Genomic DNA, 16,750 nt, shown 5'->3' with positions numbered 1-16,750 from the left:
CCGATCTTTCTCGTGCTCGAACTGGCGCTCATCGTAAACCCGTCAGATGACGGTTCCGTGCCGTCATCGCACGGCGGGACCCTGCCGGTACGCTGGGGCGATGACCACGCCCCTCGAACGCTTCTACGCGGTGATCCCGGCCGGCGGCATCGGCAGCCGGCTCTGGCCGCTCTCTCGCGCCGACGCACCCAAGTTCCTCCACGACCTCACCGGGTCCGGCAGCACGCTGCTCCGCGCCACCTGGGACCGCCTCGCCCCCATCGCCGGCGACCAGCGCATCATGGTCGTCACGGGACGCGCGCACCGGGCGGCCGTCGAACAGCAGCTGCCAGACCTCGCCGACGCGAACGTCGTCCTCGAGAGCGAACCGCGTGACTCCACGGCGGCGATCGGCCTCGCCGCGGCGATCCTCGTGCGCCGCGAGCCCGACGTCATCGTCGGTTCCTTCGCCGCCGACCACGTCATCCGCGGCGACCGGCTGTTCCGGGCCGCGGTGGCGCAGGCGGTCACGGCTGCCGAGGAGCGGTACATCGTCACGATCGGCATCCAGCCGACGGAGCCGGCGATCGGCTTCGGCTACATCAAGAGCGCGCACGATCTGGGCATCCGTGGGGCGGAGGGCGTCATGCTCGTCGACTCCTTCGTCGAGAAGCCCGACCTCGCCACGGCCAAGCGCTACGTCTCGAGCGGCGAACACCTCTGGAACGCCGGCATGTTCATCTCCCGCGCCGACGTCCTGCTCGAGGAGATCGGTCGGCAGAAGCCGGAGCTCCTCGCGGGACTCCTCGAACTCGCCGAGGTCTGGGACGACGCCGCAGCGCGCGGTCCGGTCGTCGACCGCGTCTGGCCGGCCCTCGAGAAGATCGCGATCGACTACTCGGTGGCCGAGCCCGCTGCGGCCGCCGGTCGCATGGCCGTCGTGCCGGCGCACTTCGACTGGGACGACGTGGGGGACTTCGCCTCGCTCGCGAAGCTCAACTCCGGTGGACGCAAGTCCGACCTCGCCATCCTCGGCGAGAACGCACGGGTGCTGTCCGACGCCTCCAGCGGCATCGTGGTCAGTCAGACCGGCCGGGTCATCAGCCTCATCGGCGTGCAGGACATCGTCGTCGTCGACACCCCGGACGCCCTGCTCGTCACCACGAGCGCGAACGCGCAGCGGGTGAAGAGCGTCGTCGACGCCCTCAAGCTGTCCGGCCGCGACGACGTCCTCTGATCGGCCGCCGACGGTGACCGCGCTGCACGAGCTGCTGGTGCAGGCGGCGGCGCGTCTGCAGGCGGCAGGGGTTCACGACGAGGCGCTCGCGGAGGTCTACACGCCGCGCGGGATCCCACTGGTCAAACGGGCGCCCGCGCTCCGGCCCATCGGCCGGGCGTGGCGCCTCGGCGTGGTGCTCGTGTCCGTCGACGGCCGCCTCTTCACCGCGGCGGAGTCCACCCGCGCCGTCGAGCCGAAGTGGTTCAACCACCGATCCTCCGAGGTCGAGCACCGGCGGATCGCCCAGCAGGCGGCGCACCGTGGCCCGTTCGCCGAGGGGGATGTCGTGAACTTCGAGGTCGTCGAACTGGCGCTGGACGAGGCGTCGCTCCGGGCGGGCTCCGGCCCGCTCTCCATCGTCGACGACACGATCATGCTCCGCTGGGCCGGTCACGACCTCGGTCTCACGCCGCTCGACGCCTACCTCGACGACCGGGTCTCGCTCCTCATCGGGGAGTGAGGCGTCAGACGGCCGGGCCGAACCATTCGGTGTAGAGCCGCCAGAAGTTGCGGTTGCCGTAGGCGCTGCAGGCGTCGCCCGTGCCGGACACGTTGGCGAGCGCCGCGGCGTTCGGCTGGTACGGGGTGTAGAGGTACAGGTTCGCCGTGGCCTGGTTGCGGATGTCCACCTGGGTGCCCCCGCACGCGGCATCAGGGCTGTACTGGATGTACACCGACCCGAGGTGGTACGCGCGCTGGTACGACTCGCCCGGCACGTTCAGGGGGTAGAGCGTGTACTGCCGGAACTGCCACGCGGACCGGTAGACCTGGTTCTGGAAGCCGAAGTAGTCGGCGTCGCAACTGGCGCTGAAGTTCGGCCCGGTGTCGGGGCAGCCCCAGCCCATCGCCCGGGCGTAGCCGTACTCGCTCGGTCCGGTGATGAGCGACTGCTCCTTCTGCATGAGGACGAGCAGCACCTTCGGGTTGATCCCGCACGCGTGCGCGACCTTGGTGACGATCCGGGCGGCCGATTCGTTGACAGCGCCCCGGTAGGCCTCGCAGTGGCCGGGTTCGGCGGCCGGGACCGACTCCGTGCTGTCGCGGAAGTCCGCCAGGCACGGTACGCCGTCCTTCGGCGTGCAGGGCTGGGAGGCGAAGAACGCCTGGACGTCCGCCTCGCTCATCGCGTTGGCGTCGTAGAAGTTCTCGTCGCTGATGATCTCGCCGGGATCGAAATCCGTGCCGCGGACCGTGGGCGGTGCCGGCGCTGCAGGGGCCGGGGTCGAAGGCTTGGCCGTCGGCTTGGGCGTCGCCGGGGTGCTGCCGGTCGGCTTCGGCGTCGGGGTGGGCGTCGCCGTGGCCGCCGCCTGATCGCGCGTGGCCGCTGCGGCGCTCGAGCCGGGGACTCCGCCGAACAGGAGCGCGGAGACGCCTACCGCCGCGACCAACGCCGTCACGATCGATCGACGCGCCGATCGACGCCGCACGAGCGAAGGGATCGACGGAGCACGCATGATCACCAGCCTAATCGGGGCGGGTGACGCGGAGGGCTTGCGAGCGTCGACACACGCCGGATAGCCTGGTCGCACTGTGAAGAACTGAGCGAATCGACGTCCCGCGCCTGCGGCCCGAGCATCACGTCCGTGATGTGCCCGGCGGGAATCCATCGAGGTACGCCAGTCGCTTCACGTCCCGCCGTCTGTTCGAGCCCTGCGCTCGCTGCCGACGCTTCGGACGACGATCGCGCGAGGTGTGCCCCATCTCGAAAGGGGCCTCCATGCGAGCACCCATCACCCACGCATCATCCGTCGTCTCCGGTTCGGCCCAGACGTTCGGTCGTTCCATCGACATCCAGCAGCTGCGCGCGGACGGTGTCACCCGCGCCTACGGTGACCGTGTCGTCCTGCGCGACGTCGACCTCGTCGTCCCGGCAGGCGAGCGCCTCGGCCTCATCGGCGAGAACGGCGCAGGCAAGTCGACCCTGTTGCGGATCCTCGCCGGGCTCGACGAGCCGGACGACGGCGAGGCCGTCCGACCGGTGCGCACCGGCATCCTCATGCAGGAGTTGGAACTGTCGGAGGAGACCTCCGTCGGCGAGCTGCTCGAGCTGGCGCTGCGCGACGTCAGGGCGGTCGAGGAGGAGCTCGAGACCTCTGCAGCGGCGCTCGGCGGGACCGGGGCGTCCGCCGACGCTGCCGATCGCCGGTACGCCGCCGCGCTCGACGCGGCGGAACGAGCCGACGTGTGGTCGGCGGACGCCCGGTTGGACGCGGTCGTCGCCGGCCTCGGACTCGCTGGAATCGAGCGGTCGCGGCGCCTCGGCGAGGTGAGCGGCGGGCAGCGTTCCCGCTTCGCCCTCGCCGCGCTCCTGGTCGGGAGACCGACCGCCCTGCTGCTCGACGAGCCGACCAACCACCTGGACGACGAGGCGGTCGCCTTCCTCCGCGGCCAACTGTCGACCTGGCCCGGTCCCGTGCTGTTCGCCAGCCACGACCGTGCCTTCCTCGACGAGGTGGCGACGGGGCTCGTCGACATCGATCCGTCCCGGCCGGTCCCGGTCGGCGAGGCCTCGCCCGTCGTGGTGTTCGGCGGTCCCTTCAGCGAGTACCTGGGGTGGAAGGCGGCGGAACTCGAACGGTGGGCGGCGCGCTATACGGAGGAACAGGCGGAGCTCGGTCGACTCGCGTCTGCCGTGCACGACACGGCGCCGCGGATCAACCACGACCGAGGCATCCGGGACAACAACCGGATGGCGTTCGGTATGCGCGGCGACCGGGTCGAACAACAGATCAGTCGGCGGGTGCGGAACGCGCAGCTCCGGCTCGAGACCCTGGAGCGCGAACAGGTACGACGTCCGCCTCGCCCGCTCTCGTTCGCGGGGATCCCGAGCGGTTCGACGGTGCTCGACGAGGGTGAGCAGCTACTCGACCTCGCCGACGCCCGCATCGACGGCCGGCTGCACCTCGACCGTCTGCGGATCGCGCCCCGGACGCGGTTGCTCGTCACGGGGGCGAACGGTTCAGGGAAGTCGACGCTCCTGTCGGCGCTCGCCGGCTCGCTCCGCCTCGACTCGGGGACGCTCCTCCGGCGGAGGGGGTTGCGGGTGGGGCTGCTCGAGCAGGACGTCGTGTTCGCTGCAGCAGGACGATCCCCTCGGGAGGTCTACGAGCGCACCCTCGGGGAGTCGCGAGCCGCGCGCACCCCGCTCGCGGGTCTCGGCCTGCTCTCGCCGCGCGACCTCGACCGTCCGGTCGGGGTGCTCTCGGTCGGGCAGCAACGCCGACTCGCGCTGGCGCTCATCATCGCCAGACCGCCGCACCTCTTCCTCCTGGACGAGCCGACGAACCACCTGTCGCTCACGCTGGCGACCGACCTCGAGGAGGCGCTCGGGACGTACCCCGGCGCGGTCGTCATCGCGAGCCACGACCGGTGGTTGCGTCGGAGGTGGGACGGCGAGACGCTCGCGCTCCACCGCCGGTGAGCGCGAATGCGGTCGGTTCCGAGCCGCGCACCGAAACGCCCTCGGTGCCCGGCTCGGAACCGCGAGCACCCGCAGCGCAAGCCGAGCTGACAGGTGGTTCGGCCTGCTCACCTGCGCAGCGGAGACCGGCCACGGTGCGCGTCTGCGCAGCCCCGTGTTTCCGGCGGATGACGCCGACACCACCGTTCTGTAACGCTTCGGTCGCGAAGCCGGGATCGTCCATCCGGGCGTCGTCACATTGGGTAACGTAACCCCATACGCCCCGTGACCCGCGGGGCTGCATCTTGGAGGCTACCTTGGCAATCACAACTCGGAAGGCCGCTGCGGGCGCAATCGCCGGCGTCGGTCTCATGGCACTGCTCGCCGGCTGCGCATCGGCTCCCAGCACCGGTGGCGGCGACGCGACGGGTGCCGCATCCGACTTCCTTCCCTGCATGGTCTCCGACGCCGGTGGCTTCACCGACAAGTCGTTCAACCAGCTCGGCTACGAGGGTCTGACCGAGGCGGCGAAGGAGCTCGGCGTCGAGCCCATCACCGTCCAGTCCGACAAGGCCGACGACTACAAGCCGAACCTCCAGAGCCTCGCGGACCAGGGCTGCTCGCTCATCGTCAGCGTCGGCTTCGCCCTCTCCGCCGACACGGTCGAGGCGGCGCTCGCCAACCCCGACGTCGACTACGCGATCATCGACGACGCGGCCGACAACGACTTCGACGGTAAGGTCGACGCTCCGAACATCAAGCCGATCCTCTTCGACACCGTGCAGGCGGCGTTCCTCGCCGGCTACGCGGCGGCCGACTACTCGAAGACCGGCGTCGTCGGCACCTTCGGTGGACAGCCCTTCCCGTCCGTCCAGATCTTCATGGACGGTTTCGCCGAGGGCGTCGCGTACTACAACGAGCAGAAGGGCAAGAGCGTCCAGGTCGTCGGATGGGACGTCGCCGCTCAGACCGGCTCGTTCACCGGTGGCTTCGAGGCCAACGACACCGCCAAGCAGCTCGCCCGCACGCTGATCGACCAGAACGCTGACGTGCTCCTGCCCGTCGGTGGCCCGATCTTCCTCAGCGCCATCGCCGAGATCCAGGAGACCGGCAAGGACATCGCGATGGTCGGTGTCGACGCCGACCTCTACGAGACGAACGCCGAGAACAAGGGCCTCTTCCTCACCTCCATCCTCAAGGGCATGAAGGCCGGCGTCGCCGACACCGTGACCGAGGCCGGCGGCGGCAAGTTCGACGCGGCGGCCTACATCGGCACCCTCGAGAACGAGGGCGTCGGCATCGCGCCGTTCCACGACTTCGAGTCCAAGGTCTCCCCGACCCTGGCCGACGAGCTCGACACGATCAAGGCAGGCATCATCGACGGTTCCATCAAGGCGACCTCGGTCTCCTCGCCCGTCAAGTAGTCCCTCTTCCCCGGGCAGACGCCCGGAACTCCGGGGGGAGGTCGCGAATCGCGGCCTCCCCCCGGTCTGTTCGCGGCATGGTCGACGGCGATCCCGACCGTCTGTGCCGACACCCGACACGTGACTAGATTGGGACCCATGAAGCTCCAGCTCCGCGGCATCACCAAACGGTTCGGCGCCCTCACCGCCAACGACCACATCGACCTCACCGTCGAACCGGGGGAGATCCACTGCCTCCTCGGTGAGAACGGCGCAGGCAAGTCCACCCTCATGAACGTCCTGTACGGCCTCTACCAGGCCGACGAGGGCGAGATCCTCCTGGACGACGTCGTCCAGCACTTCCAAGGCCCGGGTGACGCCATGGCCGCAGGCATCGGCATGGTCCACCAGCACTTCATGCTCATCCCCGTCTTCACCGTCGCCGAGAACGTGATGCTCGGCCACGAGCAGACCAAGGGCGGTGGTCGCCTCGACGTCGCAGCGGCCCGCAAGCTCGTGACCGACATCTCCGAGCGGTTCGGCTTCAGCCTCGACCCGGACGCCCTCGTCGGCGACCTCCCCGTCGGCGTGCAGCAGCGGGTGGAGATCGTCAAGGCGCTCTCCCGCAACGCCAACGTCCTCGTCTTCGACGAGCCCACCGCCGTGCTCACGCCGCAGGAGACCGACGAGCTCATGGCGATCATGAAGCAGCTGAAGAGCGAGGGGACGTCGATCGTCTTCATCACCCACAAGCTGCGCGAGGTCCGCGAGGTCGCCGACCGCATCACCGTCATCCGTCTCGGGAAGGTCGTCGGCGAGGCCTCGCCCACGGCGACGAACGCCGAGCTCGCTTCGCTCATGGTCGGCCGTCCGGTCGAGCTCACCGTCCACAAGGAGGCGCCGAAGCTCGGCGAGGCCACGTTCCGCGTGCAGGACCTCTCGGTCGTCGACCACCTGGGCCAGCTCGTCGTGAACGCCGTCAGCTTCGACGTGCACGAGGGTGAGGTGCTCGCGATCGCGGGCGTGCAGGGCAACGGTCAGACCGAGCTCACCGAGGCGATCCTCGGTCTGCAGCCCCACACGAAGGGCAGCATCAAGCTCGACGGCGTCGAACTCGTCGGTTCCACCCCGCGGAAGGTGCTCGACGCCGGCGTCGGGTTCGTGCCGGAGGACCGCTCGGAGGACGGGCTCGTCAAGCAGTTCACGATCGCCGAGAACCTCATGCTCGACCGCTCGACGGGTGCGCCCTTCGTGAAGGCCGGCACCGTGCAGCGCGGCTTCCGCGACGACTTCGCCCGCGAGAAGTCGCAGGAGTTCGACGTCCGCTCCCAGGGCATCGAGTCGCCCGCCGGCTCGCTGTCGGGCGGCAACCAGCAGAAGGTCGTGCTGGCGCGCGAACTCAGCCGTGACCTGCGGCTCTTCGTCGCCGCCCAGCCCACCCGCGGCATCGACGTCGGGTCGATCGAGTTCGTGCACAAGCGCATCGTCGCGACGCGCGACGCGGGCATCCCCGTCATCGTCGTGTCGACCGAGCTCGACGAGGTCGTCGCGCTCGCCGACCGCATCGCCGTCATGTACCGCGGCGGCATCGTCGGGATCGTCCCGGCCTCGACCCCCAGAGAGGTCCTCGGCCTCATGATGGCCGGCGAACTCCCGGCAGGAGCAGCAGCATGAGCGACACGTCCCACACCCCGCCCGGAACGGTCCAGCCGGTGGCTCCCGGCGAGGCGAAGCCCGACACGACGCAGCCGCGCTCGAACAAGGTGCTGGCCGAGATCCTCAACTCGAGCATCGTCATCTCCATCCTCGCGGTGGTGCTGGCGATGGTCGCCGGCGCCGTCCTCATCGCCCTGACCGACCCGAAGGTCCACGCGGCCGCCGGGTACTTCCTCGCTCGGCCGGGCGACACGATCGCCGCGGTCTGGCAGTCGGCGACCGGCGCCTACGGAGCCCTCTTCCAGGGGTCCATCTACAACTTCCGCCGGCCCGACTTCCTGAACGGCATCCGTCCGCTGACCGAGACCCTCACCTTCGCGACGCCGCTGATCCTCGCGGGTCTCGGTGTCGGGCTCGCGTTCCGCGTCGGGATGTTCAACATCGGCGGCCGCGGACAGATGCTCATCGCCGCCGCCTGCGCCGGCTGGGTCGGGTTCACCCTCGACCTCCCGCCGGTCGTGCACCTGCTCGTCGCCGTCGCAGCCGGCATCGTCGGCGGTGCGTTCTGGGGTGGCATCGTCGGTGTCCTGAAGGCCAGGACGGGCGCGCACGAGGTGATCATCACGATCATGCTCAACTACGTCGCGTTCTACCTGATCACGTTCATGCTCTCCACCCAGGGGCTCCTGCAGGCTCCCGGATCGAACGTGCCGAAGAGCGCGGGGATGGCGGAGAACGCCGTCCTGCCGAAGCTCCTGGGCGACCGCTACAACCTCCACGCCGGATTCCTCATCGCGATCATCGCGGTCGTGTTCGTGTGGTGGCTCTTCAGCCGGTCCTCCATCGGGTTCCGCTTCCGGGCGGTGGGGGAGAACCCGAACGCCGCGCGCGTCGCCGGGATCGACGTCAAGAACACCTACGTGTACGCCATGCTCCTCTCCGGTGGGCTCATCGGCCTCGCCGGGGTCTCGCAGGTGCTCGGGACGGTGACCTCCGGCTTCGACAACGGGATCGACGCGGGCATCGGCTTCGACGCGATCACGGTCGCCCTCCTCGGTCGGAGTCGGCCGGGCGGCATCCTCATCGCCGGCATCCTGTTCGGCGCACTGAAGGCCGGCGGGTACTCCATGCAGGCGACGCAGGGCGTCAACGTGCCGATCGACATCGTCCTGGTCCTCCAGGCCCTCATCGTGCTGTTCATCGCGGCCCCGCCGCTCGTCCGCGCGATCTTCTTCCTGCCGAAGCCGGACGGATCGGCGCGCCGCACGCGTCGCGCCACCAAGAAGGAGGTGTCCGCATGAGTGCGTTCACGCTCGACAAGCAGCAGCCCCAGCCCGCTCCCGACGCACCGATCGTCCTCGAGACGGTCGTGGTCCGGAGCTGGAAGGCTCCGATCGCCTTCGGGATCTTCACCGTCATCGCGTTCCTGCTCTTCGTCATCTGGCACCGGGACGGCAACAGCACCTTCCGCCTGTCCAGCGAGGGCGACGTCATCCAACTGCCGACGGTGGTGCTGCCGTCCACCGTCACGGGCATCGTCGTCACGATCCTCCTCGCGGCGATCACGGCGCTGAGCGCCTACCTCGTCACGACCGGTAAGCGCATCCCACTCTGGCTCATCACCGTGTTCGGCGTGCTCTTCATGGTCGGGTTCCTGTCCTGGGCCGCCGCGGGCAAGGCCATCCCGATCACGGGCCTGCTGCTCGGCACGGTCGCGCTGAGCGTCCCGCTCATCTTCGGAGCGCTCGGCGGCGTCATCTCCGAGCGCGTCGGCGTCGTCAACATCGCGATCGAAGGGCAGCTCCTCGCCGGAGCGTTCTCGTCCGCCTTCGTGGCGTCGGTGACGGGCAACGCGGTGCTCGGTCTGGTCGCGGCGATGATCGCCGGCATGCTCGTGAGCTTCCTGCTCGCGGCGTTCTCGATCAAGTACCTCGTCGACCAGGTCATCGTGGGTGTCGTCCTGAACGTCCTCGTCGTGGGGCTCACGAGCTTCCTGTACGCACAGGTGCTCACGAAGAACGAGGCGCTCTTCAACAGCCCGCCGAAGTTCCCGCGCATCAACATCCCGATCCTCAGCGAGATCCCGCTCATCGGGCCGGTGCTGTTCCGGCAGACGATCATCATCTACCTGATGTACATCGCCGTCGCCGTGGTCTTCTACTGCCTCTTCTCCACCCGCTGGGGTCTCCGCCTCCGCGCGGTCGGTGAGCACCCGCAGGCGGCCGACACCGTCGGCATCAACGTGAACCGGACACGCTTCTGGAACGTGGCCCTCGCCGGCGCGATCGTCGGTCTCGGCGGCGCGTACTTCACGCTCGGCTCGGTCGGTGCGTTCAACAAGGAGATGACGGCCGGTGCGGGCTACATCGCGCTCGCGGCGGTCATCTTCGGGCGATGGGACCCGCTGAAGGCGACGCTCGCGGCGCTGCTGTTCGGCTTCACGCAGAACCTGCAGTTCGCGTTGAGCGCCATCGGTTCGCCGGTGCCGAGCGCGTTCATGCTGATGCTGCCGTACGTCGTGACGATCTTCGCGGTGGCGGGCCTCGTCGGCGTCTCCCGGGGTCCGGCCGCGGCCGGCAAACCCTACGTGAAGGGCTGACCGTGAGCGACACATCGACCGGTCCCGAGATCGACTGGGAGGCCCTCCACGGCGCCGCCCGCGAGGCGATGGGCCACGCCTACGTGCCCTACAGTCGCTTCCCGGTGGGCGCGGCGGCACTCGTCGACGACGGCCGGATCATCTCCGGCTGCAACGTCGAGAACGCCAGCTACGGGCTGACGCTGTGCGCCGAGTGCGCCCTCGTGTCCGCCCTGCACATGACGGGCGGTGGACGCCTCGTCGCCTTCGCCTGCGTCGACGGCAAGGGCGAGCGCCTGATGCCGTGCGGACGCTGCCGTCAGTTGCTGTACGAGCACTCGACGGCGGGCATGCTGCTCGACACCGTCTCCGGCATCCGCACCATCGACGAGGTCCTCCCGGACGCCTTCGGACCTCGCCAACTCGAGGAGTACCACGCATGAGTCCCGTAGAAGCCTTCGACGTCGTCGACCTCATCCGCACGAAGCGCGACCGGGGTGAGCTGACGACGCCGCAGATCGACTGGTTGATCGACGCGTTCACCCGCGGCTACGTCGCCGACGAGCAGATGTCGGCGCTCGCGATGGCGATCCTCCTGAACGGGATGGAACGCCGCGAGATCCGCGACCTCACGATGGCGATGATCGCGAGCGGCGAGCGTATGAGCTTCGCCGAGCTCGACAAGCCGACCTCGGACAAGCACTCGACGGGCGGCGTCGGCGACAAGATCACCCTGCCGCTCGCCCCGCTGGTCGCCGTGTTCGGCGTCGCGGTCCCGCAGCTGTCCGGCCGAGGCCTCGGGCACACCGGCGGAACCCTCGACAAGCTCGAGAGCATCCCCGGCTGGCGCGCGGCCCTCACCAACGACGAGATGATGCGGCAGCTGACCGAGGTCGGCGCGGTCATCTGCGCCGCCGGCTCCGGGCTCGCACCGGCCGACAAGCGCCTGTACGCGCTCCGCGACACCACCGGCACCGTCGAGGCCATCCCGCTCATCGCTTCCAGCATCATGTCCAAGAAGATCGCCGAAGGCACGGGGGCCCTCGTCCTCGACGTGAAGTTCGGCTCGGGTGCGTTCATGCAGGAGTACGAGCGGGCTGAGGAACTGGCGCGCACGATGGTGGCGCTCGGCACGGACGCGGGCGTCGCGACGACCGCGCTCCTGACGGACATGAACGTCCCGCTCGGCCTCGCGATCGGCAACGCCAACGAGGTCCGGGAGTCCGTCGAGGTGCTCGCCGGTGGGGGCCCGGCCGACGTCGTGGAACTGACCGTCGCGCTCGCGCGGGAGATGCTGACCCTCGCCGGACAGCCGGACGCCGACGTCGAGGGTGCGCTGGCGGACGGCCGGGCGATGGACGTGTGGAAGCGGATGATCCGCGCGCAGGACGGCGACCCGGATGCACCACTGCCGGTCGCCAAGGAGACCCACGTCGTCACCGCCTCCCGCGACGGCGTCCTGGCGACGCAGGAGGCCCTGCCCTTCGGGATCGCCGCCTGGCGTCTCGGCGCCGGTCGGGCACGCCAGCAGGATCCGGTCGTCCACGCTGCGGGCATCGACCTGCACGCCAAGCCAGGTGACGAGGTCCGAGCCGGACAGCCGCTGTTCACCCTGAGCGCGGACGACGGCGCCCGGTTCCCGCGGGCGCTCGAGGCGCTCGAGGGCGCGTATTCGATCGCCGACTCGGCGGCACCGCGCGGGCCCATCGTCCGGGCGCGCATCGAGGCCTGACCCGTCCTCCGGTCCGCTCCGTCAGCCCGTTCCCGCTCCTCGCGGGTGGCGGGTCGGAGCGGGCCGGCGGACGCCATGTCGCCGGACGCGCGTGCGCGGTACAGTGAACCCCGTGACCTCTGCAGATGAATCCCCCCTCTCCGGCGTCGACGTCAGCGCGCTGCCCAAGATCTCGCTCCACGACCACCTCGACGGCGGCGTGCGCCCCGCGACCATCATCGAACTCGCGGAGGCGGTGGGCGTCGACGTCCCCGTGTCCGACGCGGACGGCCTCGCCGACTGGTTCTACACCCAGTGCAACGCCGGCTCGCTCGTCGAGTACCTGAAGACCTTCGACCTCAGCACCGCGGTCATGCAGACGGAGGAGGGGCTCGTCCGCGTCGCGCGCGAGTTCGTCCAGGACCTCGCGGCCGACGGCGTCATCTACGGCGAGGTGCGGTGGGCCCCCGAGCAGCACCTCACCCGCGGGCTGAGCCTCGACGCGGTCGTGGAGGCCGTCCAGGAGGGCATCGAGCTCGGCATCAAGGACGCCGCCCACACGGGTGCGGACATCCAGATCGGGCAGCTCATCACGGCCATGCGCCACGCCGACCGCGCCCTCGAGATCGCGGAACTCGCCGTCCGGCATCGCGAACGCGGGGTGGCGGGCTTCGACATCGCCGGCGCCGAGGCCGGGTTCCCGGCCAGCAAGCACCGGCTGGCCTTCGACTACCTCGCCCGTGAGCTGTTCCCGGTCACCGTGCACGCCGGCGAGGCGGACGGCGTCGAGTCGATCCGCAGCGCCCTGCTCGACGGCCGTGCGCTCCGCCTCGGTCACGGCGTCCGCATCGCGGAGGACATCTTCATCGAGCGCGACGACGCCGAGTCCCTGTACGCCACGCTCGGCCCGGTCGCGGAGTGGGTCCGCGACCGCCGGATCCCGCTCGAGCTGAGCCCGCAGTCGAACCTCCAGACCGGCGCGATCGCGGCCTGGGGCGACGACCTCGAGGACCACCCGTTCGACCTGCTCTACCAGCTCGACTTCGCCGTCACGGTGAACGTCGACAACCGGACGATGAGCGACACGAGCCTCACCAAGGAGCTCACGCTGCTCACGGAGGTGTTCGACTACGACCTCACGGACCTCGAGACCTTCCAGCTGAACGCGGCCGCCGCCTCGTTCCAGCCGTTGGAGGTCCGCGAGGCCCTGGCGGACCGCATCTCGGAGGCGTTCGACGAATTCCTCGACGACGACGAGGACTGATCCTCGGCGCGGGTGCCACTCGGACGACCACTCGAGCGGCACACGCGCGGCGGGCTTCCAGCCTCGGAGCGATACGCTTGTCCCGACCCGCACGGGTTGACCGATCCTCTGATTGAAGCGATGCCACTCCCAGATCTCTCCGAAGCAACAATCGCCCTCCGCGTCGATGCGGCGGACTGGCGAGAGGCGATCCGCGCGGCCGGTGCACTGCTCACGCAGACCGGCGCGACGGACGAGGCGTACACGCAGCGCATGATCGACGTGGTGGAGGAGTTCGGCGCCTACGTCGTCATCGCCCCCGGCCTCGCACTCGCCCACGCGCGCCCCGGGGCCGACGTCCACCAGGACTCCCTCGTCGTCGCCACGCTCACGGAGCCGGTCCGGTTCGGGCACCCGCACAACGACCCGGTCTCGGTGGTCCTCGGCCTCGCGGTCACCACGGCGGAGTCGCACGTCGGCTGGGTGGCGGAGATCGCCAACGTCTTCAACGACCCGACGGCGATCCCACGGCTGGCGGCCGCCGCCGACGCGGACGAGGTGCGGGCCGTGTTCCGTGCCGAGCTCCTCGGCCACGGAGGTCCCGCGTGAAGATCGTCGCGATCTGTGGTTCCGGAGTGGGGTCGTCCGCGATCCTCAAACTCAACGCCGAACGCGCCCTGGAGCGACTCGACCTCGAGGCCGACGTGATCGCCGGCGACATCGAGAGCCTGTCGACGACGGCTGCCGACGCCCAGGTCATCCTGACGTCTCCCGAACTCGTCGAGCGCATCGGCAAGACCTTCGCCGACATCGTCGTGATCGACAACTACTTCGACCTCGCCGAACTCACCGAGAAGCTCGAGCGCGCCCTCGGCTGAGGGCACGCCGAACGGCTCGGCGGCCGGACCGTTCGTCGGCGGACCGCGTCCGGTCCTCTGATCCGGCCGACGGGCTAGGCGACGAGCTCGGTCAGTTCGCTGCGCAGCGCGACCAGGCGTGCCGCGACCGTCGCCGCCCGTTCGCCCGCATCGCCCTCGCTCGACTGCACGTCGACGTACACCTTGAGCTTCGGTTCCGTCCCGCTCGGGCGGATCATCACCCGGGTCCCGTCGTCGAGCCACAGCCGGAGGACGTCGCTCGGCGGGAGGCCTTCGAAGCCGTCGACAAGATCGTCGATCCGCGTCACCGCCGCCCCGGCGATCCGGGTGGGCGGAAGCTCTCGGAGCGCCGCCATGACCTCGCCGATGCGGCTGAGCTCCGCGTAGCGGATGGAGATCTGATCGCTGCCGAAGGAGCCGAAGGTCGCCGCGAACCGGTCGAGCAGACCGGCGACGCTCTCGCCCGCCTGCGCAGCCGACGTCGCGAGTCCGAGGAACGCCACTGCGGCGGAGATGCCGTCCTTGTCGCGCACCGTCTCGGGGTTCACGAGGTATCCGAGCGCCTCCTCGAATCCGAAGCGCATGCCGGGGGTGCGGGAGATCCACTTGAACCCGGTGAGCGTCTCGCGGAACGCGAGACCGTGGGCCTCGGCGACCGTCCGCAACGCGGGGGAGGAGACGATCGAGCAGGCGAGGGTCCCCTCCGGTGCCGCATCGCCGTCGAGTTCCGCACTCGCGAGCTGCGCCGCGCGCCACCCGAGGAGCAGGCCGACCTCGTTGCCGGTGAGTCGTCGGTAGCCGGAGGCCTCCGTGGCGTCCGGGATGGCGATCGCCAGGCGGTCGGCATCGGGGTCGTTGGCGATGATGAGGTCGGCACCGGTCGCTCGCGCCGTCGCGAACGACAGGTCGAGGGCGCCGGGCTCCTCAGGGTTCGGGAAGCTCACGGTGCGGAACGTCGGGTCCGGCTCGATCTGCTCGGTGACGAGTTCCGGTGCCGGATACCCTGCGGTCTCGAGGACGCGACCGGTGGTCTCCCAGCCGACGCCGTGCATCGCCGTGTAGACGACACGGAGCTGGTCGCCGGCCGGAGCCGGGGCCACACCGGCTGTCGCCGCGACGTAGGCGTCGACGACGTCCTCGCCCGCGACCTCGAACGCGTCGCCGCGTGGCAAGTCCTGGACGGACGCCGTGGTGGCGATGTGCTCGATGTGTGCGGCGATGGCCGCGTCGGCGGGGGAGACGATCTGCGAGCCCTGGTGCTCGCCGCCGAGGTACACCTTGTAGCCGTTGTCGGCCGGCGGGTTGTGGCTCGCCGTGACCATGACCCCGGCCGAGGCGTCGAAGAACCGGACGGCGAAGGCGAGGACCGGGGTCGGCAGCAGCCGGGGGAGCAGGATGGCGCGGACGCCGGCACCCGTCATGAGCTCGGCGGTGTCCTGAGCGAAGACCGCGGAGTTCTTCCGGCCGTCGTACCCGATGACGATGCTCGGGGTGACCCCGTCACCGGCCTGCTCGAGGAGGTAGGCGGCGAGGCCCGCCGCCGCCTGGGAGACGAGCACGCGGTTCATGCGGTTGGAACCGGCTTCGATGCGGCCGCGCAGCCCGGCCGTGCCGAACTGCAGGCGGCTGTCGAAGCGGTCGTGCAGTTCTGCCACCGCGACCTCGTCGGCGACCCTGGCGCGCTCGACGAGGCCGGCTAGTTCGGCCCTCGTCTCGTCGTCGGGGTCCTGTGCGAGCCAGGCCTCCGCGGTCGCGAGCAGCGTCGAGGCGCTCACAGGGCGGCGACGATCTGCGCGAGGAGCCTGCTGATCACCGGCTCGGCCGTCTGGCCGGCCTCGATGACCTCGGCGTGGCTGAGCGGCGTCTTCTGGATGCCGGCGGCGAGGTTGGTGATGAGGGACATGCCGAGCACCTCCATGCCGGCCTGACGGGCGGCGATGGCTTCCAGCGCCGTCGACATGCCGACGATGTGGCCGCCGATCGCCTTCGCCATCTGCACCTCGGCAGGGGTCTCGTAGTGCGGCCCACGGAACTGCGTGTAGACGCCCTCGTCGAGCTCCGGTGCGACCGAGTGCGCGAGGTCGCGCAGGCGCTTCGCGTACAGGTCGGTGAGGTCGATGAAGGTCGCGCCCTCGAGCGGCGAGTCCGCGGTGAGGTTGATGTGGTCGCTGATGAGGACCGGCGTCCCGGGGGTCCAGTGGTCCTTGATGCCGCCGGCGCCGTTGGTGAGGATCATGATGCCGGCACCCGTGGCCGCTGCCGTCCGGACGCTGTGCACCACGCGGCGCACGCCGTGGTTCTCGTAGTAGTGGGTCCGGGCGCCGATCACGAGGGCGCGCTTGCCGCTCGGCAGCAGGACCGAGCGCAGGGTGCCGACATGGCCCTCGAGCGCGGGCTTCGAGAAGCCGACGATCTCGGAGGCCGGGATCGTCGCCGTCGTCTCACCGATGAGGTCGGCGGCCTTGCCCCAACCGCTGCCGAGCGTGAGCGCGATGTCGTGGCGCTCCACGCCGGTCTTCTCGGCGATCTGACCCGCGGCTTCTCGGGCGATCTCGAAGGGATCGACATCGGACAGATCGAGCGGGTTCGCAGCAGTTTCGGACATCCTCTCACTCTAGACAGG

At 70.0% G+C, this 16,750-nt stretch carries 15 protein-coding genes; 12 read left to right on the top strand and 3 right to left on the bottom strand.

Features of this window, described 5'->3' with window-relative positions:
* Positions 1-100: 100 nt before the first annotated feature.
* Positions 101-1,216 carry a mannose-1-phosphate guanylyltransferase gene (locus ASF68_RS15130; RefSeq protein WP_056012915.1) on the top strand — a complete coding sequence of 372 codons (1,116 nt, stop codon included), beginning with the start codon at positions 101-103 and terminating at the stop codon, positions 1,214-1,216.
* A 13-nt stretch (positions 1,217-1,229) separates the two neighbouring features.
* The gene (locus ASF68_RS15125; RefSeq protein ID WP_056012912.1) at positions 1,230-1,718 is read left to right on the top strand and encodes a hypothetical protein; all 489 of its coding nucleotides are present in this window, start codon (positions 1,230-1,232) and stop codon (positions 1,716-1,718) included.
* Positions 1,719-1,722: 4 nt separating this feature from the next.
* Here ASF68_RS15125 and ASF68_RS15120 read toward each other — a convergent pair whose 3' ends face one another.
* Positions 1,723-2,712 carry a hypothetical protein gene (locus ASF68_RS15120; protein ID WP_157580015.1) on the bottom strand — a complete coding sequence of 330 codons (990 nt, stop codon included), beginning with the start codon at positions 2,710-2,712 and terminating at the stop codon, positions 1,723-1,725.
* A 263-nt stretch (positions 2,713-2,975) separates the two neighbouring features.
* Between ASF68_RS15120 and ASF68_RS15115 the strand changes: the two genes are divergently transcribed.
* The 10 genes from ASF68_RS15115 (at position 2,976) to ASF68_RS15070 (ending at position 14,127) form a co-directional block, all read left to right on the top strand.
* Entirely contained in the window at positions 2,976-4,679 is a 1,704-nt protein-coding gene (locus ASF68_RS15115; RefSeq protein WP_082498709.1) for an ABC-F family ATP-binding cassette domain-containing protein, read from the top strand.
* Positions 4,680-4,975: 296 nt separating this feature from the next.
* Complete coding sequence (locus ASF68_RS15110; protein ID WP_056012905.1) at positions 4,976-6,082, top strand: BMP family protein; 1,107 nt, start codon at positions 4,976-4,978, stop codon at positions 6,080-6,082.
* Positions 6,083-6,220: 138 nt separating this feature from the next.
* On the top strand, positions 6,221-7,735 hold the full coding sequence (locus ASF68_RS15105; protein WP_056012902.1) for an ABC transporter ATP-binding protein: 1,515 nt from the start codon (positions 6,221-6,223) through the stop codon (positions 7,733-7,735).
* Entirely contained in the window at positions 7,732-9,018 is a 1,287-nt protein-coding gene (locus ASF68_RS15100; RefSeq protein ID WP_082456121.1) for an ABC transporter permease, read from the top strand. The genes ASF68_RS15105 and ASF68_RS15100 overlap by 4 nt, the downstream gene beginning before the upstream one ends.
* Positions 9,015-10,316, top strand: a complete 1,302-nt coding sequence (locus tag ASF68_RS15095; RefSeq protein ID WP_056012898.1) for an ABC transporter permease — start codon at positions 9,015-9,017, stop codon at positions 10,314-10,316. Before ASF68_RS15100 ends, ASF68_RS15095 begins: the two co-directional genes overlap by 4 nt.
* Positions 10,317-10,318: 2 nt before the next feature.
* Positions 10,319-10,738, top strand: a complete 420-nt coding sequence (locus tag ASF68_RS15090; RefSeq protein WP_056012895.1) for a cytidine deaminase — start codon at positions 10,319-10,321, stop codon at positions 10,736-10,738.
* The gene (locus ASF68_RS15085) at positions 10,735-12,027 is read left to right on the top strand and encodes a thymidine phosphorylase (protein WP_056012892.1); all 1,293 of its coding nucleotides are present in this window, start codon (positions 10,735-10,737) and stop codon (positions 12,025-12,027) included. Before ASF68_RS15090 ends, ASF68_RS15085 begins: the two co-directional genes overlap by 4 nt.
* Positions 12,028-12,139: 112 nt before the next feature.
* Positions 12,140-13,270: an adenosine deaminase gene (locus ASF68_RS15080; protein WP_056013454.1), complete on the top strand. Its 1,131-nt coding sequence runs from the start codon at positions 12,140-12,142 to the stop codon at positions 13,268-13,270.
* 120 nt (positions 13,271-13,390) lie between these two features.
* Entirely contained in the window at positions 13,391-13,858 is a 468-nt protein-coding gene (locus ASF68_RS15075) for a PTS sugar transporter subunit IIA (protein WP_056012889.1), read from the top strand.
* Positions 13,855-14,127 (top strand): PTS sugar transporter subunit IIB, encoded by a 273-nt coding sequence (locus ASF68_RS15070; protein WP_056012886.1) that lies wholly within the window; start codon positions 13,855-13,857, stop codon positions 14,125-14,127. The genes ASF68_RS15075 and ASF68_RS15070 overlap by 4 nt, the downstream gene beginning before the upstream one ends.
* Before the next feature lie 74 nt (positions 14,128-14,201).
* Here ASF68_RS15070 and ASF68_RS15065 read toward each other — a convergent pair whose 3' ends face one another.
* Together ASF68_RS15065 and ASF68_RS15060 are read right to left on the bottom strand one after the other, a co-directional pair.
* On the bottom strand, positions 14,202-15,902 hold the full coding sequence (locus ASF68_RS15065) for a phospho-sugar mutase (RefSeq protein ID WP_056012883.1): 1,701 nt from the start codon (positions 15,900-15,902) through the stop codon (positions 14,202-14,204).
* Complete coding sequence (locus ASF68_RS15060) at positions 15,899-16,732, bottom strand: purine-nucleoside phosphorylase (protein WP_056012880.1); 834 nt, start codon at positions 16,730-16,732, stop codon at positions 15,899-15,901. Before ASF68_RS15060 ends, ASF68_RS15065 begins: the two co-directional genes overlap by 4 nt.
* Positions 16,733-16,750 lie beyond the last annotated feature (18 nt).

The organism is Plantibacter sp. Leaf314 (assembly GCF_001423185.1).
Classification (GTDB): Bacteria; Actinomycetota; Actinomycetes; order Actinomycetales; family Microbacteriaceae; genus Plantibacter.
This window is presented reverse-complemented; position numbering and strand designations above follow the sequence as displayed.